The sequence below is a fragment of the Microbispora sp. H10949 genome (assembly GCF_014161435.1).
In the GTDB taxonomy this organism is placed as follows: domain Bacteria; phylum Actinomycetota; class Actinomycetes; order Streptosporangiales; family Streptosporangiaceae; genus Microbispora; species Microbispora triticiradicis.
The window spans coordinates 24865-46275 of record NZ_JABBWZ010000004.1 but is presented as its reverse complement, the minus strand read 5'-3'; the positions used below and the strand labels follow the sequence as shown (position 1 = coordinate 46275).

At 74.8% G+C, this 21411-nt stretch carries 2 protein-coding genes; both read left to right on the top strand.

Annotated features, from left to right (window positions below):
- Positions 1–17: 17 nt before the first annotated feature.
- Positions 18–20159, top strand: a complete 20142-nt coding sequence (locus tag HHX40_RS10715; protein ID WP_182880432.1) for a non-ribosomal peptide synthase/polyketide synthase — start codon at positions 18–20, stop codon at positions 20157–20159.
- A complete protein-coding gene (locus HHX40_RS10710) occupies positions 20156–21409 on the top strand; it encodes an MFS transporter (RefSeq protein ID WP_220499000.1) in 1254 nt (417 codons plus the stop codon). Before HHX40_RS10715 ends, HHX40_RS10710 begins: the two co-directional genes overlap by 4 nt.
- The last annotated feature ends 2 nt before the right edge of the window (positions 21410–21411 follow it).

Below are 21411 nucleotides of genomic sequence, written 5' to 3'. Positions count from 1 at the left end.
TCACGAGGAGAACGACCATGGCGTCAACGCACGAGAGCCGGATCGCGGCCCTGCCCGCCGAGCTCCAGGAGGTGCTGCGCCGGCGGCTGGCCGGGCAGGCCGCCCCCGCCGATGTGATCCGGCCCGCCGAGCGCGGCGGCCCGCTGCCGCTGTCGTCCGCCCAGCGGCGGCTGTGGTTCCTCGAACAGCTACGGCCCGGCACCGAGGAGTACCACAGCGCGCTGGCTCTGCGGCTCCTCGGCCGGCTGGACGCCGGCGCGCTGGCCGGTGCGGTCGGCGGGATCGTCGCCCGGCACCAGTCGCTGCGCACGGTGTTCGACGAGGTCGACGGCGAGCCGGTGCAGATCGTGCGGGAGGCGCCGGACGGGCCGGTGCTGCGGACGGTGGCGGCGGCCGCTCCGGAGGAGCTGGACCGGGCGCTGGCCGAGGAGTACGCCCGCCCCTTCGACCTGCGCCGCGGGCCGCTGTTCCGGGCGCTGCTGGTGCGGGCGGGCGAGCACGAGCACGTGCTGCTGCTCACCGCCCACCACATCGTCACCGACGGCTGGTCCATGGGCGTCGTCGCGGAGGAGCTCGCCGCCCTCTACACGGCCGCCGTGACCGGCGCGGACGCCGAGCTGCCGCCGCCGCCCCTGCAGTACGGCGACTACGCCGTGTGGCAGCGGGAGCGGCGGGCGAACCTCGACGCGCAGCTGGAGTACTGGACGCGGCGGCTCGCCGGCGTGCCCCCGCTGGACCTGCCGGCCGACCGGCCGCGGCCCGCCGTCCGCACCTCCGCCGGGGCCGTGCACCGCTTCACCGTGCCCGCCGGCGTCACCGCCCGGCTGGCCGGGCTCGCCCGGGAGGGCGGCACCACGCTCTTCACCGTGCTGCTGGCCGCCTGCCAGCTCTGGTGTGCCCGGTACGCCCGCCAGGACGACGTGGCCGTAGGCACCGCGGTGTCCGGGCGGCAGCGGCCCGAGCTGCACCGCACGGTGGGGTTCTTCGTCAACACCGTGGTGCTGCGCTCGCACGTGGACCTCTCGGCGCGCTTCACCGACTTCCTCGCCGCCGTCGGCGGCGCCGCCCTCGACGCCTTCGCCAACGACGAGGTGCCGTTCGAGCGGCTCGTGGACGCCCTGCACGCCACGCGTGACCCCAGCCGCAACCCGCTCTTCGACGTCATGGTGCTGTGGCAGGACTCGGCGCGCGGCGCTCCGGCGTTCGCCGGGCTGCGGGCCGAGGACGTCGTCGTGGAGCGCCGCGCCTCGACCTTCGACCTCACCGTGGAGTTCCACGAGCGCGGCGGCGAACTCGCCGTGTCCGTGGAGTACAGCACCGAGCTGTTCGACGCCGGGACCGTCGAGCGGATGGCGGAGCACCTGGGAGTGCTTCTGGCGGCCGTGGCCGCCGACCCCGCCCGGCCGCTGGCCGAGCTGCCCCTGGCAGGCGAGGCCGAGCAGGCGCTGGTGGCCTCGTGGAACGCCACCGGCGCACCCGTGCCGGAGGCGGTGGTGCCGGCGTTGTTCGAGGCGCAGGTGGCGCGGACGCCGGATGCGGTGGCGGTGTCGTGCGGGGGTGTGGAGCTGTCGTATCGGGAGCTGGACGCGCGGGCTGATCGGCTGGCGCGTCGGCTGGCCGGGCTGGGGGTGGGTCCGGAGCGGCTGGTGGCGCTGGCGCCGCCGCGGTCGGTGGAGTTGCTGGTGGCGGTGCTGGCGGTGTTGAAGGCCGGGGGCGGGTATCTGCCGCTGGATCCGGCGCATCCGGCCGAGCGGCTTTCGATGATGGTCGCCGACGCCCGCCCGGTGGTGCTGGTCACCACCTCGCAGGTGGCCGGTCGGCTGCCGGAGCTGGCGGGGCTGCCCCGCCTGCTGATGGACTCCGAAACCGCCGAGGGCCGGGACGACGGCGACCTGACAGATCTGCGGGCGGGGCTGACCCCCGCTCATCCGGCGTATGTGATCTACACCTCGGGGTCGACGGGGCGGCCGAAGGGGGTGGTGGTCACCCATGCCAGCGTGGTGAACCTGGCCGCGTGGGCGGCGTCCGATCTCGGGGCGGGGCGGTTGGCGCATGTGGTGGCCTCGACCTCGCTGAACTTCGATGTGTCGGTGTTCGAGTTGTTGTGCCCGCTGATGGTGGGCGGCCGGGTGGAGATCGTCGCTGATGTGCTGGCGCTGGCCGATCGCCCGGCGGGGGCGGTGAGCCTGGTCAGTGCGGTGCCGTCGGCGCTGGGTCAGGTGCTGGCCCAGTCGCCGGTCCAGACGGTGCCGGGCATGGTGGTGGTGGCGGGGGAGGCGTTGTCGCCGCAGGTGGCCGGGCAGATCCGCACCGCCTGGCCGGGGGTGGAGATCGCCAACATCTACGGTCCGACCGAGACGACGGTGTATGCCACCGCCGGGTACTCCCACCCGGGGGAGGGCGGGGTGCCGCCGATCGGGGCGCCGATCGCGAACACGCGGGCGTATGTGCTGGACGAGCGGCTGCGGCCGGTGCCGGTCGGGGTGCCGGGGGAGTTGTATCTGGGCGGGGCCGGACTCGCCCGGGGCTATTTGAACCGGCCGGGGCTGACCGCCGAGCGGTTCGTGGCCGACCCGTTCGGGGACCCTGGGGCGCGGATGTATCGCACCGGGGACGTGGTCCGGTGGAGCGGTGATGGGCGGCTGGTGTATCTGGGGCGGGCCGATCACCAGGTGAAGATCCGGGGGTTCCGGATCGAGCTGGGTGAGGTCGAGGCGGCCCTGGCGCGCCACGGAAGCGTCGCTGATGCGGTGGTGGTGGTACGCGAAGACGGGGGGCATCGCCGGCTGGTGGCCTACCTGGTGCCCGCCCCCGGCGCGGAGGTTCCCGCCTCGCCGGTGCTGCGGGAGTTCCTGCGGGGGATTCTGCCGGATTACATGGTGCCCGCGGCGTTCGTCGCCCTTGATGGTCTGCCGTTGAATGTGAACGGCAAGCTGGACCGGGCCGCGTTGCCGGCGCCGGACTTCGGTGGTGACCGGTCGGCCCGGCGGGTCGCGCCGCGCACGCCGGTGGAGGAGTCGCTCGCGCGGATCTGGAGCGACGTGCTCGGCATCGACGATATCGGGGTCGAGGACAACTTCTTCGAACTCGGCGGCGATTCGATCCTCAGCCTCCAGGTCGTCTCCCGCGCCCGCCAGGCCGGCCTCCACCTGGCCGCCGGTGACATCTTCCGGCACCAGACCGTCGCGGAGCTCGCCTCGGCCGTACGGGCCCCCGCGTCCGCCCCGGCGGCTCCCGCCGGGCCGGCCATCACCGGGCCCGCCCCGCTGGGCCCGATCCAGCACTGGTTCTTCGCCACCCACGGGCCGCTCCGCCACTTCACCATGTCGATGCTGTTCGAGCTGGCCGAGCACGTCGAGGAGCAGGCGCTGCGGGCCGCCCTGTCGGCCGTCCTGGAGCACCACGATGCGCTGCGGACCCGGTTCGCGCCGGTCGGCGGGGAATGGCGGCAGGAGACCGGCCCCGCCCCGGCCGCTCCGCTGGAGCGGCACGACCTGTCCGGGCTGGACGACGACCGGGTCGCGGCGGCCGTCGAGGAGGCCGCGACCGCGGCCCGCGCCACGCTCGACCCGGCGCACGGCCCGCTGGTCCGGGCCCTGCTGTTCGACCTCGGCCCCGGCCGCCCGCCGCGCCTGTTCGTCACCGCGCACCACCTCGCCGTCGACGGTGTCTCCTGGCGGATCCTGCTCGCCGACCTGGAGACGGCCTACCGGCAGGCGGCCGAGGGCCGGCCGGTGACGCTCGAACCGGTCGGCACCTCATTCGCCCGGTGGGCGCACGACCTGACCGCACTGGTCCGCTCCGGAGGCCTCGACGGCGACCTCGCGCACTGGACCGAGGCGTCCCGCGGCGCCGCCGCGGACCTGCCGGTGGACCGTCCGGGCACCGCCACCATGGGCTCCGTCCGCACCGTCACCGTACGGCTCGACGGGGACGACACCGACGGGCTGCTGCACCGGGTGCCCGGGGCGTACCGCACCCGGATCGACGACGTCCTGCTGGCCGCGCTCGGCCGGGCGCTGTCGGAGTGGACGGGTCGCGACCGGGTCCTCGTGGCCATGGAGGGACACGGCCGCCAGGACGTCCTCGACGGCGCGGACCTGACCCGCACGGTCGGCTGGTTCACCGCCCAGTACCCGGTCGCCCTGGAGGTGCCCGCGGGAGACCACGCCGCGGACTGCGCTGTCGACTGGGGCGCCGCGCTGAAGTCCGTCAAGGAGCGCCTGCGGGCGGTGCCGCGCGGCGGCGTGAGCTACGACGCGCTGCGCTACCTCGCCGCGCCCGGAACCCCGGCCGCCGCCCTGCGCGACGACCCCCGGCCGGGGATCCGGTTCAACTACCACGGCCAGTGGGACGTCCGGCCGGACGGCCTGTACCGGGCCAGGCTGGACGGCGCGGGTCCCGACCTCGACCCGGCCGAGCCCGCGGCCTATCTCCTGGACGTCGTCGGGCTGGTCGAGGGCGGACGGCTGGAGCTGACCTGGCACTACTCACCCGAGGTGCACGACGAGGCCACCGTACGGCGGGTGGCCGGCCGGATGCTGGAGGCGCTGCGCGAGATCGTCGAGCACTGCGACCGGCCGGACGCGGGTGGCCGCACCCCGTCGGACTTCCCGCTGGCCCGCCTGGACCAGGCGGCGGTGGACCGGATCGCCGGAGACGGCCGGGACGTCGAGGACGTCTACCCGTTGACGCCGCTGCAGGCCGGCATGCTCTTCCACAGCCTGGTCGACGCCGGGGCCGACGTGTACGTCGACCAGGCGAGACTGACCCTCGACGGCGTGTCCGACCCGCACGCCCTGGCCGAGGCCTGGCAGCGGGTCGTGGACCGCACGCCGGCCCTGCGCACCTGCGTCGTCTGGGAAGGGGTGGACGAGCCGGTCCAGGTCGTACGGCGCCGGGCCACCGTGCCGGTCACCCAGCACGACTGGCGCGATCTCCCTGAGAGCGAGCGGGAGCGGGAGCTCGACCGGGTGCTCGCGGCGGACCGGGCGGCGATGGGCGACCTCGGTGCGGCGCCGCTGATGCGCCTGACCGTCGCCCGCCTCACCGGCGACCGGGTGCTGCTCGGGTGGACCACGCACCACCTCATCCTGGACGGCTGGAGCCTCGGGCAGGTGTTCGCCGAGGTGTGCGAGCAGTACACCGCGATCGTGGCCGGCCGCACCCCGGCGCTCCCGTCCCGCCGTCCGTTCCGCGACTACCTGCGCTGGCTGGGCGACCAGGACACACGCGAGGCGGAGGAGCACTGGCGGCAGGTGCTGGCCGGGGTCGCCGCGCCGACCCCCCTGCCGTACGACCGGCGGCCGGAGCAGGCGCACCGCGCGGAGTCGGGCGCGTCGGCCGGTTTCGCGCTGACGGCGGAGGAGTCCGCGCGGCTGCGCGCGGCGGTCCAGGGCAACGGGCTCACCGTCAACACCGTCCTGCAGGGCGCCTGGGCCCTGCTGCTCGCCCACTACGGCGGCGAGCCGGAGGTGGTCTTCGGCACCACGGTCTCGGGCCGCCCGGCGGAGCTGCCCGGCGTGGAGTCGATGGTCGGCATGTTCATCAACACGCTGCCGACGCGGGTGCGCGTGGAGGCGGGGGAGGACCTCCTGCCGTGGCTGCGCCGTCTGCAGGAGGCGCAGAGCGAGTCGCGGCGGTTCGACTTCGTCTCCCTGGCCCAGCTCCAGTCGTGGAGCGACCTGCCCGGGGGGACGAACCTGTTCGACAGCATGGTCGTCTTCGAGAACTACCCGTACTCGGCCGGTGAGGACGGCCCGCGGGTGACCGAGGTCCGGGCCCGGGACGTCACCAACTTCCCCCTCAGCCTGCGCGCCTACCTCACCGACCGGCTCGACGTCGACCTCGCCTACGACCCGCGGCTGTTCGACTCCGCCACGGCGCGGCGCATGGCCGACCATCTGCGCCTGCTGGTGACCGCGATCGCCGACGACCCGCACCGTACGGCGGGCGAGCTGCCGCTGCTCACCTCCGCCGAGCGGGAACGGGTGCTCGCACGCGGGACCGGAAACGCCTTGGACGTGCCGGACGCCACGGTGGCCGAGGTGTTCGAGGACCAGGCGCGGCGGACCCCGGACGCCACGGCGCTCGTCTGCGGTGCGGACGCCCTGACCTACGCCGAGCTCAACGGGCGGGCCAACCGGCTCGCCCGCCACCTGGTCGGCCAGGGCGCGGGCCCCGGGCAGGTGGTGGCGCTGGCCCTGCCCCGATCGGCCGGGATGGTGGCCGCGATCCTCGCGGTGCTCAAGGCCGGCGCCGTCTACCTGCCGATCGACCCCGGGCTGCCGGCCGACCGCGTGGCCCTGATGCTCCGGGACGCCGATCCCGTGCTGGTGCTGGACGCGCCCGTGAACGAGGCCGTCCTCGCCGGGCACGCGGACACGGACCTCACCGACGCCGACCGCCTCGGCCCGGTACGCGGGGACACGGCCGCATACATGATCTACACATCGGGGTCGACGGGGACGCCGAAGGGCGTGGTGGTCGAGCACCGGGGGCTGGCCAACCTGCTGGCGAGCCACCGGGCGGGCTTCCTCGCCGAGGCGGGTGACCGGCGGCTGCGGGCCGCCCTCACCGCGTCCTTCTCCTTCGACACCTCCTGGGAGGGGCCGCTGCTGATGGCGGCCGGCCACGAGCTGCACCTGATCGACGACGCCGTGCGGTTGGACCCGGAGGCGCTGGTCGCCTACGTCGGCGCCCATCGCGTCGACTTCATGGACCTCACGCCCACCTACGCCCGGCAGCTGCTCGCGGCCGGGCTGCTGGAGGAGGGGCGGCACCGCCCGGCGGTGCTCATGCTCGGCGGCGAGGCGCTGGACGAGGACCTGTGGCGGCGGCTGTCGGAGGTGCCCGGCACGGCGGCCTACAACTTCTACGGGCCGACCGAGTGCACCGTGGACGCGCTGTGGTGCCGGGTGGGGGACGCCGGCCGGCCGCACGTCGGCCGCCCGCTGCACAACCTCCGGGCGTACGTGCTGGACGACCGGATGCGGCCGGTGGGTGTGGGCATGCCCGGCGAGCTGTACCTGGCGGGGCCGCAGGTGGCGCGGGGCTACCTGAACCGGCCGGGGCTGACCGCCGAGCGGTTCACGGCCGACCCGTTCGGGGCGCCGGGCACGCGCATGTACAAGACGGGCGACCTCGTGCGGTGGACCGATCGGGGCGTGCTGGAGTTCCTCGGCCGGGCCGACGACCAGGTCAAGATCAGGGGATTCCGCATCGAGCCCGGCGAGGTCCGGGCGGCGCTGCTCGCCTGCCCCGGCGTGGCCGAGGCCGCCGTCGTGGCCCGCGAGGACGAGCCCGGCCTCCCGCGCCTGGTGGCGTACGTGGTCCCGGCGCCGCAGGGGCCCGGAGAACCACAGCGGAACGGACCGGCCGCGGTGCCGGTGCGGCCCACACCGGACGTCTCCGAGCTGCGGGAACGGCTGTCCGTGACGCTGCCGGACCACATGATCCCCGCGGCGTTCGTCACGCTGGAGGCGCTGCCGCGCACCGTCAGCGGCAAGCTGGACCAGCGGGCGCTGCCCGCCCCCGAGTGGGGCGCGTCCGGCCGTCCCCACGTAGAGCCTCGTACGGACGCCGAGCGCGCGGTGGCCCGCATCTGGTCGGAGGTGCTCGGCGTCGAGCGGGTCGGGGCCGAGGACAACTTCTTCGAGCTGGGCGGTGACTCCATCGTCAGCATCAGGGTGACGGCCCGGCTGCGGGCGGCCTTCGGCGTGGACGTCTCGCCGCGTGCCGTGTTCACCCACCCCACCGTGGCGCGGCTCGCCGCGGTGCTGGCCCCCGCCGAGGCAGCCGCCGGGGACGACTCGGCGGGGAACGCCGGCGTCATCCGTCCCGTCCCCCGCGAGGGGACGCTGCCGCTGTCGTTCGGGCAGCAGCGGCTGTGGTTCCTGCACGAGTTCGAGCCGGACGGCACGGAGTACGTCACCTTCGCCGGCTTCCGGCTCGACGGCGAGCTGGACCGGGAGGCGCTGCGGGCCGCCCTGGGCGTGCTGGTGGCCCGGCACGAGTCGCTGCGGACGACGTTCGGTCAGGAGGACGGCCACGGCGTGCAGACCGTGCACCCGCCGTACGAGGTCGAGACGCCCGTTCACGACCTGAGCGGCCTGCCGGGGCCCGAGCGCGACGCGGAGTCGGAGCGCCTGCTGGCCGCCGAGCGAGCCCGCCCGTTCGACCTGCGGCACGGCCCGCTGATGCGGGCGACGCTGATCCGGCTCGCGCCCACCCGGCACGTGCTGGCCCTCGCGCTGCACCACATCGTGACCGACGGCTGGTCGATGGGGGTGCTGGCGGAGGAGCTGGGGGTGGCGTACGCGGCGCTGGCCGCGGGGCGGGAGCCGGAGCTGGCGGAGTTGCCGGTGCAGTACGGCGACTTCGCGGTGTGGCAGCGGGAGCGGATGTCGGGGGAGGTGTTGTCGGGGCAGCTGGGGTACTGGCGGGAGCGGCTGGCGGGGCTGGAGCCGCTGGAGCTGCCGGCGGATCGGCCGCGGCCGGCGGTGCGGTCGGGGCGGGGTGCGGTGGTGGAGTTCACCGTGCCGGCGTCGGTGGTGGCCGGGATCAAGGCCGCGGGGCGGTCGCGGGACGCGACGATGTTCGTGCCGCTGGTGGCGGCCTGCGCGGTGGTGCTGGGCCGGTGGTCGGGCCAGGGCGATGTGGCGCTGGGGACGGTCACCTCTGGGCGGGAGCGGGCGGAGCTGGAGCGTCTGGTCGGGTTCTTCGTCAACACGGTGGTGCTGCGGACCCGGGTGGATCCGGCGCAGACGGTGGAGGAGCTGCTGGGTGGGGTGCGGGACACGGTGCTGGAGGCTTTCGCCCACCAGGACGTGCCGTTCGAGCGGGTGGTGGAGGAGCTGGCACCGGCCCGCGACACCAGCCGCACCCCCCTCTTCCAGGCCATGATCGTCCTGCAGAACACCGACGACGGGCCACCGCGCCTGCCCGGGCTCGTGGTCGAGGAGATCGCGCCCGCCACGGCCGTCGCGAGCACCGACGTCCTGGTGGAGTTCCAGGAGTTCGAGGGCGGTATGCGGGCCGCCGTCAACTACAGCACCGATCTGTTCGACGCCGGGACCATCGAGCGGATGGCGGGTCATCTGGTGCGGGCGCTGGAGCAGATCGCGGCCGGCCCCGCCCGGCGGGTGGGAGACCTCGACCTGCTGACCGACGCCGAGCACGCGACGCTGGCCTCGTGGAACGCCACCGGCCGGAAGGTTCCCGAGGGGTCGGTGCCGGCGCTGTTCGCCGAACGGGTGCGGCGCGACCCCACCGCGGTCGCGGTGGTCTGCGGGCCTGACCACCTGACCTACCGGGAGCTGGACGAGCGTTCGGCCCGGCTGGCGCGTCACCTCGCCGCGTCCGGGGTGGGACCGGAGGACCGGGTCGGCGTGCTGATGGACCGCTCGGCCGACATGGTCGTGGCGGTGCTGGCCGTGCTGAAGGCGGGCGGGGCGTACCTGCCGCTGGACGTGCGGGCGCCGGCCCCGCGGCTGGCGCAGGTGCTGGCCGAGGCCGGCGCCCCGGTCGTCGTCACCGACCACGCCTGGCGGGACACCGCCCGCCGGATCCACGCCGGGCCGGTCGTCGTGGCGGGAGAGCCGCTGCGCGACCCCTCGCCGGAACCGCCGCGCGGCGAGGAGCACCCGCACGGCCTCCCGTGGCAGGAGAGCGTGATCGACCCCGACCGCCTCGCGTACGTGATGTACACCTCCGGGTCCACCGGGGTGCCCAAGGGCGTCGCGGTGCGGCACCGGGACGTGGCGGCGCTCGCCTTCGACCACCGGTTCGACGGGCCGGCGCACGCGCGGGTGCTGGCGCACTCGCCCCAGGCGTTCGACGCCTCGACGTACGAGATGTGGGTGCCGCTGCTGCGCGGCGGCACGGTGCTGGTCGCACCGCCGGGCGAGCTGGACCCGGCCGCCCTGCGGGAACTGGTCACCGTGCACCGGGTGGGCGCGGTGTGGCTGACCGCCGGACTGTTCCGCCTGGTCGCGGCGGAGGACCCGGCCTGCCTGGCCGGGGTGCGGGAGGTGTGGACCGGCGGGGACGTCGTCCCGGCCGACGCGGTGCGCCGGGTCATGGACGCCTGCCCCGGCGTCGTCGTGGTCGACGGCTACGGCCCGACGGAGACCACCACCTTCGCCGCCGCGCACCCGATGGCCCTGCCACGGCAGGTGCCGGACGCGGTTCCGATCGGGTCCCCGCTGGACAACATGCGCCTCCACGTGCTGGACGGGCGGCTGCGCCCGGTGCCGGTCGGGGTGGCCGGTGAGCTGTACATCGCCGGGGCCGGCCTGGCCCGCGGCTACCTGGACCGGCCCGGCCTGACCGCAGAGCGCTTCGTCGCCGACCCCTACGGCGGCCCGGGGGAGCGGATGTACCGCACCGGGGACGTGGTCCGCTGGACCCCCGGCGGCGTGCTGGAGTTCCTCGGCCGGGGCGACGACCAGGTCAAGCTGCGCGGGTTCCGGATCGAGCTCGGGGAGATCGAGGCGGCCCTCCAGGCCCACCCCGCGATCGGGCAGAGCGTGGTGGCCGCGCACCAGGACCCGGCCGGCCGCAAACACCTCGTCGCCTACGTCGTCCCCGCCGCGGACGAACGGCCGGCGCCGGGCGAACTGCGGGACTGGCTGGCCCGTTCGCTGCCGGACTACATGGTCCCGTCGGTGTTCGTGACGCTGGAGGCGTTGCCGCTGTCGGCCAACGGCAAGGTCGACCGGCGCGCCCTGCCCGCTCCCGAGGCCGCCCTCACCTCGGACCGCGGGTACGTGGAGCCGGCCGGGCCGGTCCAGCGGGAGCTGGCCCGCATCTGGGCGGAGGTCCTGGGCGTGGACCGGGTCGGGGCCGAGGACAACTTCTTCGAGCTGGGCGGCGACTCCATTCTGAGCATCCAGGTCGTCTCCCGGGCCCGGCGGGCCGGGCTGCGCCTGGCCACCAAGGACCTGTTCGTCCACCAGACCATCACCGCGCTCGCCCCCGCCGTCACCACCGCGGACGAGCCCGGCCCCGACGCCGCCGTCACCGGGCCGGTGCCGCTCACCCCCATCCAGCGGTGGCTCTTCGAGAGCGAGGGAGACAGCCCGGACCACTTCAACCAGTCGGTCCTGGTCGAGCTCGCCGCCGACCTCGACGAGCACGCGCTGCGGCGGGCGCTCGACGCCGTGGTGGCGCGCCACGACGCCCTGCGGATGCGCTTCCTGCGGGAGGACGGCGAGTGGCGGCAGCACGTCGCCCCGGCCGAGACGGCCGAGATCTTCCGGCGCTGCGACCTCGGCGGACTGGACGAGCAGGCGCGGCGGGCCGAGCTGGAACGGACGGCGCTGGCCGCCCAGACCAGCCTGGACGTCGTGGCCGGGCCGCTGCTGCGGGCGGTGCTGTTCACCGACGGGCCCGGGCGGCCGCCCCTGCTGTTCGTGACCGTCCACCACCTCGTCATCGACGGCGTGTCGTGGCGGATCCTGCTCGGCGACCTGGAGACCGCCTACGAGCAGGCGGCCGGGAGCCGCGCCATCGAGCTGGAACCGGTCGGCACGTCCTTCACGGCGTGGGCGAGCCGGCTCGCCGGGCACGTCCGCTCCGGCGGGCTCGACGACGACCTGCCGTACTGGACGTCCGTGCCGGCCGCCGCGCCGGCGGACATCCCCGTCGACCACCCCGGGGCGGCGCCCTCGGGTCACCCCCGGACGGTCTCGGCGGCTCTGGACCGGGAGACCACCGACCGGCTGCTGCACGAGGTGCCCGGGGCGTACCGCACGCAGATCAACGACGTGCTGCTGGCCGCGCTCGGCCGGGTCCTGTGCCGGTGGACCGGCCGGGACGCCGTGCTGGTCGCGCTGGAAGGCCACGGCCGGGAGGAGATCCTCGACGGCGCCGACCTGTCCCGCACGGTCGGGTGGTTCACCTCCCGCTTCCCGGTGGCGCTCGGCACCCACCCCGGCTGGGCCGAGACGATCAAAACGGTCAAGGAGGGGCTCCGCGCGATCCCCCGGCGCGGGCTGAGCTATGAGGCCCTGCGCTACCTCAGCGCGCCCGGTTCGCCCGCGGCCGCTCTGCGGGACGACCCCTCGCCGCGGATCTGCGTCAACTACCTCGGGCAGTGGGGCGGCACCCCCGGCGGCACTTCCGGCGGCGCGGACCGAGGTGCGGGCGGCGGTGCGGAGGGCCTCTACCGGCGCTGGCACGACGGCATCGGCTCCGACAGCGCGCCCGGCACCCGCCCGGCCCACCTCCTCGATGTCACGGGCCTGGTCGCCGACGGCGTGCTGCGGCTCGACTGGAGCTACTACGACCAGGTGCACGAGGAGACGACCGTACGGCTCCTGGCCGAGGAGACCGTCACCGCGCTGCGGGAGATCGTCGAGCACTGCGTCAGCCCGGAGGCCGGCGGCTGCACCCCGTCGGACTTCCCGCTGGCCCGGCTGGACCAGGCGGGGGTGGAGCGGATCGCGGGCGACGGCCGCGAGGTCGAGGACGTCTACCCGCTGACGCCGCTGCAGGCCGGCATGCTCTTCCACAGCCTGGTCGACTCCGCGTCCGGCGCCTACCTCGACCAGTTCCGGCTGCGGCTGTCGGGCGTGCGCGACCCGCGGGCCCTGGCCGAGGCCTGGCAGCGGGTCGTGGACCGCACGCCGATCCTGCGCACCTGCCTGGCGTGGGACGGCGTGGACGAGCCGCTCCAGGTCGTACGCCGCCGGGTCGCCGTGCCCGTCGCCCACCACGACTGGCGGCACCTGCCGGAGGAGGAACGGGACCGGGAGATTCGGCGCGTGCTCACGGAGGACCTCGCCACCGGCGTGGACCTGTCGGCGGCCCCACTGATGCGGCTGGTCATCGGGCGGGTCACCGACGACGAGGTGCTGCTCGTCTGGACCTCCCACCACGTGCTGCTCGACGGCTGGAGCGCGGCGGCCGTCTTCGCCGAGGTCTGCGAGCAGTACGCGGGCATCACCGCCGGGCGGCGGACCGAGCCCGCGGCCCGCCGGCCCTTCCGCGACTACCTGCGCTGGCTGGGCGAGCAGGACGTCCGGCGGGCGGAGGAACACTGGCGGCAGGCGCTGTCCGGCTTCGACGCGCCCACCCCGCTGCCGTACGACCGGCCGCCGGTCGAGGCGCACCAGGCCGAGTCGAGCGCGTCGGCCCGGGTGGACCTCGCCGCGGACACCTCCGCCCGGCTGCGCGCTTTGGCCCGGCGGGGCGGGCTGACGCTGAACACGATCGTGCAGGGCGCCTGGGCGCTGCTGCTGTCCCGGTACGGCGGCGAGCGCGACGTGGTGTTCGGCACCACGGTCTCGGGCCGCCCGGCGGAGCTGCCCGGCGTGGAGTCGATGATCGGCATGTTCATCAACACCGTGCCGACCCGGGTCGCCGTGGACGACCGGCGGGACGTCGTGTCCTGGCTGCGGGAGCTCCAGCTCGCGCAGAGCGAGTCGCGGCGCTTCGACCACGTCTCGCTGTCCCAGATCCAGGGGTGGACCGACGTGCCCGCCGGGACCGCGCTGTTCGACAGCGTCGTGGTGTTCGAGAACTATCCCATCGGCGGCGACGACGTCCCGGGCAGCCCGCGGGTGACGGAGGCGGACGGCGTGGACACGACGAGCTTCCCGCTGGCCCTGACCGCCTACGTCGAGGACGAGCTCCGGCTCCTGCTCGACTACGACCCCCGGCTGTTCGACGCCGTCACGATCGAGCGCATGGCGGGACACCTGTCGGCTGCGCTGGCGGAGCTGGCCGCCGACCCCGGCCGTACCCCGGCCGAGATCCCGCTGCTGGACGAGGCCGAGCGGCGGCGACTCACCGAGTGGAGCGGCGCCGGCGACGGGGCGCCGGACGGCCCGGTGGACGGCACCGTGGTGGAGCTGTTCGAGGCCCAGGCCTCGGCGACGCCCGGCACGACGGCGCTGGTGTTCGGGGACACCACGCTGACCTACGCCGAGCTCGACGACCGGGCGTCCCGGCTGGCCCGGCTGCTGGCCGCCCGCGGCGCGGGGCCCGGGTGCGTGGTGGCCCTGGTCCTGCCGCGTACGGCCGACGTGGTGGTGGCGATCCTCGGCGTGCTCAAGGCCGGCGCGGCCTACCTGCCGGTCGACCCCGGCCTGCCCGCCGACCGGGTGCGGTTCCTGCTGGCGGACTCCGGGGCGGCGCTGGCGCTGACCACCTCCGGGACGGCGGAGGCCGTCGGCGCGGCGGTGCCCGTCGTGGCGCTGGACGCGCCACAGGCCCGCGCGGACCTGGCCGCGGACGCCGCACCCGCGCTCGGGCACGGCCCTCGGCCCGGCGACGCGGCCTACGTCATCTACACGTCGGGGTCGACGGGGACGCCGAAGGGCGTCGTGGTGGAGCACCGCGGCCTGGCGAACCTGCTGGCGAGCCACCGGGCAGGGTTCCTCACGGACGTTCGCCTCGGGGACGCCGGGCGCGGGCGGCTGCGTGCCGCGCTCACCGCCGTGTTCTCCTTCGACACCTCCCTGGAGGGCCTGCTGCTGATGGTGGCGGGTCATGAGCTGCATCTGATCGACGACGCGGTGCGGCTGGATCCGCAGGCGCTGGTGGCATACGTGGACAGCCGCCGGATCGACTTCATGGATCTGACGCCGACATATGCGCGGCAGTTGCTGGCGGCGGGTCTGCTGGAGGAGGGGCGGCATCGCCCGGCGGTGCTGATGCTGGGCGGGGAGGCGCTGGAGGAGGACCTGTGGCGGCGGCTGGCCGAGGTGCCGGGCACCGCGGCCTACAACTTCTACGGGCCGACCGAGTGCACGGTGGACGCGCTGTGGTGCCGGGTCGGGGACGCTCCCGGGCCCGTCGTGGGCCGTCCGCTGCACAACCTGCGGGCGTACGTGCTGGACGACCGGCTCCGGATGGCGCCCGTGGGGGTTCGCGGGGAGCTCTATCTGGCCGGGCCGCAGCTGGCGCGGGGCTACCTGAACCGGCCGGGGCTGACCGCCGAGCGGTTCATAGCCGACCCGTTCGGGGAGCCGGGCACGCGCATGTACAAGACGGGCGACCTGGCCCGATGGACCTCCGAGGGAGTGCTGGAGTTCCTCGGCCGGGCCGACGACCAGGTCAAGATCCGCGGCCTGCGCGTCGAGCCCGGCGAGATCGAGGCGGCCCTGGTGCGGCTGCCGGAGGTGGCCGAAGCGGCCGTGCTGGCCCGCCCGGACGGCAACGGGCACCTCAGGCTGGTGGCCTACCTGGTCCCGTCCTGCCCGGGGACGCCGGAGCCCGCCGCGCTGCGCGAGGCGCTCGGACGGAGCCTGCCGGACTACCTCGTGCCGTCCGCGTTCGTCGTGCTGGACCGGCTGCCCACGACCTCCAGCGGAAAGCTGAACCGCAGGGCGCTTCCCGCGCCCGACTTCGCCGCCGGGGCCAGGTCGGCGTACACGGCTCCGCGGACCGACGCCGAGCGCGTCCTCGCCGGCATCTGGTCGGAGGTGCTGGGGGTGGACCGCGTCGGCGTCGAGGACAACTTCTTCGAGCTGGGCGGCGACTCGATCCTCAGCATCCAGGTGGTGTCGCGGGTGCGCGCGGCGCTCGGGGTCCAGCTGTCCCCGCGCGTGCTGTTCACCACGCCCACCGTGGCCGGGCTGGCCCGGGAGATCGGCGGGGAGGTGCGGCTGAGCACCGCCGGGGAGGCCATCCCGGCGGTTCCGCGCGGCCGGCCGCTGCCTCTGTCGTTCGCGCAGCAGCGGCTGTGGTTCCTGCACGAGTTCGAGCCGGACAGCACCGAGTACGTCACGCCGACGGCCCTGCGCCTGCGCGGTGAGCTGGACCGGGAGGCGCTGCGGTCCGCCCTGGACGTGCTGGTCGCCCGGCACGAGTCACTGCGGACGACGTTCGACCAGGCGGACGGCCACGGCGTGCAGACCGTGCACCCGCCGTACGCGGTGGCGCTGCCCCTGCTCGACCTGTCCGGGCGGCCCGCCGGCGACCGGGAGGCCGCCCTCGTCGAGGCTCTCGACGCCGAGGCCCGGCGGACGTTCGACCTGCGGCACGGCCCGCTGATGCGGGCGCTGCTCCTGCGGCTGGCCGACGACGACCACGTCCTCATGCTGACCCTGCACCACATCGTGACCGACGGCTGGTCGACGGGAGTGCTGGCCGGGGAGCTGGGGGTGGCCTACAGGGCGCTGGCCGAGGGGCGGGAGCCGGAGCTTTCGGCGTTGCCGGTGCAGTACGCCGATTTCGCGGTGTGGCAGCGGGAGCGGATGTCGGGGGAGGTGTTGTCGGGTCAGCTCGGCTACTGGCGGGAGCGGCTGGCCGGGATCGAGCCGCTGGAGCTGCCGGTCGATCGGCCGCGGCCGGCGGTGCGGTCGGGGCGGGGTGCGGTGGTGGAGTTCACCGTGCCGGCGTCGGTGGTGGCCGGGATCAAGGCCGCGGGGCGGTCGCGGGACGCGACGATGTTCGTGCCGCTGGTGGCGGCCTGTGCGGTGGTGCTGGGCCGTTGGTCGGGCCGGGACGATGTGGCGCTGGGGACGGTGAGCTCGGGCCGGGAGCGGGCGGAGCTGGAGCGTCTGGTCGGGTTCTTCGTCAACACGGTGGTGCTGCGCACCCGGCTGGATCCGGGGTGGACGGTCGGTGAGCTGCTGGGTTCGGTGAAGGACACGGTGCTGGGGGCCTTCGCCCACCAGGACGTGCCGTTCGAGCGGGTGGTGGAGGAGCTGGCCCCGGTCCGCGACACCAGCCGCACCCCCCTCTTCCAGGCCATGGTCGTCCTCCAGAACACCCCGGGCGGACTGCCCGACATGCCCGGCCTCACGGTCTCGGGCGTGGCACCGTCGTTCACCGCCGCAGGATGCGACGTCACCATCGAGTTCCAGGAGGCGGACGGCGAACTGCGCGGGGCCCTGACCTACAGCACGGACCTGTTCGACGCCGGGACGATCGAGCGGATGGCGGAGCACCTGGGCCGGGTGCTGGAGCAGATCGCCGCCGACACCGCCCGCCGGGTGGGCGACCTGGACCTGCAGACCGAGGCCGAGCGGCACCGCGTTCTGGAGGAGTGGAACGCGACCGGCCTCCCTGTCCCGGATGCGGTGGTGCCGGTGTTGTTCGAGGCGCAGGTGGCGCGGTCGCCGGTGGCGGTGGCGGTGTCGTGTGGCGGGGTGGAGGTGTCGTATCGGGAGTTGAACGCGCGGGCCAATCGGCTGGCGCGGCGGCTGGTCGGGGCGGGGGTGGGGCCGGAGCGGCTGGTGGCGCTGGCGCCGCCGCGGTCGGTGGAGTTGCTGGTGGCGGTGCTGGCGGTATTGAAGGCCGGTGGGGCGTATCTGCCGCTGGATCCGGCGCATCCGGCCGAGCGGCTTTCGATGATGGTCGCCGACGCGTGTCCGGTGGTGCTGGTGACCACCGCGGAGGTGGCCGGGCGGCTGCCGGATCTGCCGGGGGTGCCGCGCCTGCTCATCGACGAGCACGACACCGGGCAGGACCCGGCGGAGGGGGACGGCGATCTGGGGGATGGGGATCGGCTGGGGGCGTTGGTGGCGGCGCATCCGGCGTATGTGATCTATACCTCGGGGTCGACGGGCCGGCCGAAGGGTGTGGTGGTGACGCATTCGAGTGTGGTGAATCTGGCCGCGTGGGCGGCGACCGAGGTCGGGGCGGAGCGGCTGGCGCATGTGGTGGCCTCGACGTCGCTGAACTTCGATGTTTCGGTGTTCGAGTTGCTGTGCCCGTTGCTGGCCGGTGGGCGGGTGGAGATCGTGGCGGATGTGCTGGCGCTGGCCGATCGGGCGGCCGGGCCGGTGAGTCTGGTCAGCGCGGTGCCGTCGGCGTTGTCGCAGGTGCTGTCCCAGTCACCCGCGGAAATGGCGGCGGGGATGGTGCCGGGGACGGTGGTGGTGGCCGGGGAGGCGTTGTCGCCGCGGGTGGCGGGGCAGATCCGGGCGGCGTGGCCGGGGGTGGAGCTGGCCAACATCTACGGGCCGACGGAGACGACGGTGTATGCCACCGCGTGGTTCTCCCCCCAGGACGCGCAGGAGGAGATCGCGGGGGTGCCGCCGATCGGGGCGCCGATCGCGAACACGCGGGCGTATGTGCTGGACGAGCGGCTGCGTCCGGTGCCGGTGGGGGTGCCGGGGGAGTTGTATCTGGGCGGGGCCGGGCTGGCGCGCGGCTACCTGAACCGGCCGGGGCTGACCGCGGAGCGGTTCACGGCCGATCCGTTCGGCGGGCCGGGGGCGCGGATGTATCGCACCGGGGACATTGTGCGCTGGTCGAGGGATGGGCAGTTGGTCTATCTGGGGCGGGCCGATCATCAGGTGAAGATCCGGGGGTTCCGGATCGAGCTGGGTGAGGTCGAGTCGGCGTTGCTGCGTCACGACGGTGTGGGTGAGGCCGTGGTGACGGTGCGCGAAGATGGGGGGCATCGCCGGCTGGTGGCCTACCTGGTGCCCGCCCCCGGCGCAGAGGTTCCCGCCTCGCCGGTGCTGCGGGAGTTCCTGCGGGGAATTTTGCCGGATTACATGGTTCCGGCGGCGTTCGTTCCGCTGGAGGCGTTGCCGTTGAACGTCAACGGCAAGCTGGACCGGGCGGCGTTGCCTGCTCCGGACTGGGGTGGAGACCGCCCGGCGGGGCGGACGGCTCCGCGTACCGAGGCCGAGGAGTTGCTGGCGCGGATCTGGAGTGATGTGCTCGGGATCGGCGACATCGGGGTCGAGGACAACTTCTTCGAGCTGGGCGGCGACTCCATTCTCAGCCTCCAGGTCGTCTCCCGCGCCCGCCAGGCCGGGCTCCGGCTCGCCGCCAAGGACCTGTTCGTCCACCAGACCATCGCCGCCCTCGCCGCCGTCGTCACCACTGTGGACGAGGGCGACCTGGACACCCCGGTCACCGGGCCGGTGCCGCTCACGCCCATCCAGCACTGGTTCTTCGACACCCATGTGGTCAACCCGCACCACTTCAACCAGTCCGTCTTCGTCGAGCTCACCGCCGATCTCGACGAGCAGGCGCTCTGGCAGGCCGTCGAGGCGCTGGTGAGCCACCACGACGCGCTGCGGATGCGGTTCTTCCAGGAGGACGGCGAGTGGCGGCAGGACAACCCGCCCGCCATGGCGGTGACCGTGCTGCGCGGGCACGACCTGTCCGGCGTGGCCGAGGAGGAGCAGCCCGAGGCAATGGAGAAGATCGCCGACCAGGTCCACGCGGGCTTCGACCTGACCAGCGGGTCGCTGCTGCGCGCGGTCCTGTTCACCCGCGGCCCCGGACGGGCTCCGTACCTGCTCCTGGTGGCCCACCACCTGGTGATCGACGGCGTCTCCTGGCGGATCCTGCTGGACGACCTCGAGACGGCCTACCACCAGGCGTCGCTCGGCGAGAAGGTCAGGCTCGGCCCCAAGACCACGTCGTACCGGGACTGGTCGCTGCGCCTGCGGGAGCACGTGGCCGCCGGCGGCCTCGACCACGAGCTTGACCACTGGGCCGCGGCGCTCGGCGGAGGGACCCTGCCGGCGAGGCGTACGCCGTCCGCCGTGGAGCCCGGCCCGGCCCGCACGGTCTCGGTGAGCCTGACGCCGGAGGACACCGAGACGCTGCTCCGCTCGGCCCCGGCCGTCTACCGCACCCGGATCAACGACGTCCTGCTGACGGCGCTCGGCTGGGCGCTGGCCCGCTGGACGGGGGACGACAGGGTGCGCGTGGACCTGGAGGGCCACGGCCGCGAGGAGATCCTCGACGGGATCGACCTGTCCCGCACGGTCGGCTGGTTCACGACCATCTTCCCGGTCGCCCTGGACGTCACCGGCGACGCCGACCCCGACTGGCGGGCCCTGGTGAAGTCGGTACGGCGGCAACTGCGGACGGTGCCGGGCAACGGCCTCGGCTTCGGGGCGCTGCGTCACCTCGGCGCTCCGGCCGTACGGGGACGGTTGTCGGCGGCCGGGCCGCAGGTGGTGTTCAACTACCTGGGCCAGTGGGACGCGCGCGCGGCGGAGCCGGGCGCCGGTCTCTACCGGGGCGCGCACACGGCACTGGGCCGGGAGCAGGATCCGGCGGAACCCGGCACCCATCCCCTGGAGGTCGTGGGGGCGGTGCAGGAGGGCCGGCTGGAGGCCGTCTGGTACTACCGGCCCGACCTGCACGGGGAGTCGACCGTGGAGGCCGTCGCCCGCGACTTCGCCGAGGCGCTGCGGCGGATCGCGCGCGACTGCCGGGAGGCCGCGTCGTGACCGCGGAGGTGGCGGCTCCGCTCACGGCCAACCGCGACTACCGCCTGCTCTGGGGCGGCCGGATGGTCTCGGAGCTCGGCGTCAGCGCGGCGACGATCGCCTTCCCCCTGCTGGCGCTCGCGGTGACCGGCTCGGCGGCCGCGTCGGGGCTGGTGGTGGGCACAGTGGCGGTGGCGCAGCTGTTCGCCGGCCTGCCCGCCGGAGCCCTGGCCGACCGGTGGAACCGGAAGAAGGTCATGCTGGGGTGCGAGGCGGCACAGGCGATCGCCGCCGCCAGCCTCGTCGCCGCCGTCTACTGGGACGTCGTCAGCCTCGCGCACCTGATGGGCGTCGCGGCCGTGATGGGGGTGTGCGCCGCCCTCTTCGAGCCCGCGGAGGACGCGTCCCTGCCCGCCATCGTGCCGGACGACCAGCTACCGGCCGCGGTGGCCATGAACGGCGCCCGCGCCAACCTGGGACACCTGGCCGGCACGGCGGCGGGGGGCTTCCTGTTCGCGGTCGGCAGGTTCGTGCCGTTCGCCGTCGACGCGCTGACCCACGTCGCGGCGCTGGCCGCCCTCACCCGGGTCCGCCTGCCCGCGCGGCGGGTGGTCCCGGCGGAGAGGACCCACCTCGGCCGGGAGATCGTCTCCGGCCTGCGGTGGGTGTGGGACCACCCCCACGTACGGGTGACGGCCGTCTGCGCGACCGTGCTCAACCTCTTCTTCAGCGCGTTCTACCTCGTGGTGATCGTGCTGGCCAAGGCCAGGGGCGTGCCGCCGGGGGAGATCGGCGTCATGGCGGCGATGCTCGGCGTCGGCGGGATCGCCGGCGCGCTGGCGGCGCCCTACCTGCGGCGCAGGCTCACGCCGTACGCCTCCATCGCGGGGGTCTTCTGGGCGCTCACCGCGCTCACCCCGCTCGCGGTCTTCGCGGGGAACGGCTACGTGATGGGGGCGCTCTTCCTCGCCATGGCGCTGCTGCCCCCGGCGGCCAACACCACGATCATCACCGAGCAGCTGCTGCTGACCCCGGACGAGCTGCGCGGCCGGCTGAGCGGCGTCCTCGGCCTGCTCACGGGCGTCGCCGGCGCCGCCGGGCCGGTGCTCGGCGGCGTCCTCACAGAGGCGGTGCCGGGCACCGCCGCGGTCCTGGCCTGCGCCGCCGGGATCGCGGCCGTGACGGTGCTGGTCACCGTCAATCCCACGCTCCGCCGGTTCCCCCGGCGGTCCCCGACCGATACGTCCACCCCCCTCATGGAAGGAACGTGACG

What these genes read in the sequence shown, in the direction of transcription:
- HHX40_RS10715 (WP_182880432.1), top strand. Translation starts at nt 18, where the DNA reads ATGGCGTCAACGCACGAGAGCCGGATCGCGGCCCTGCCCGCCGAGCTC.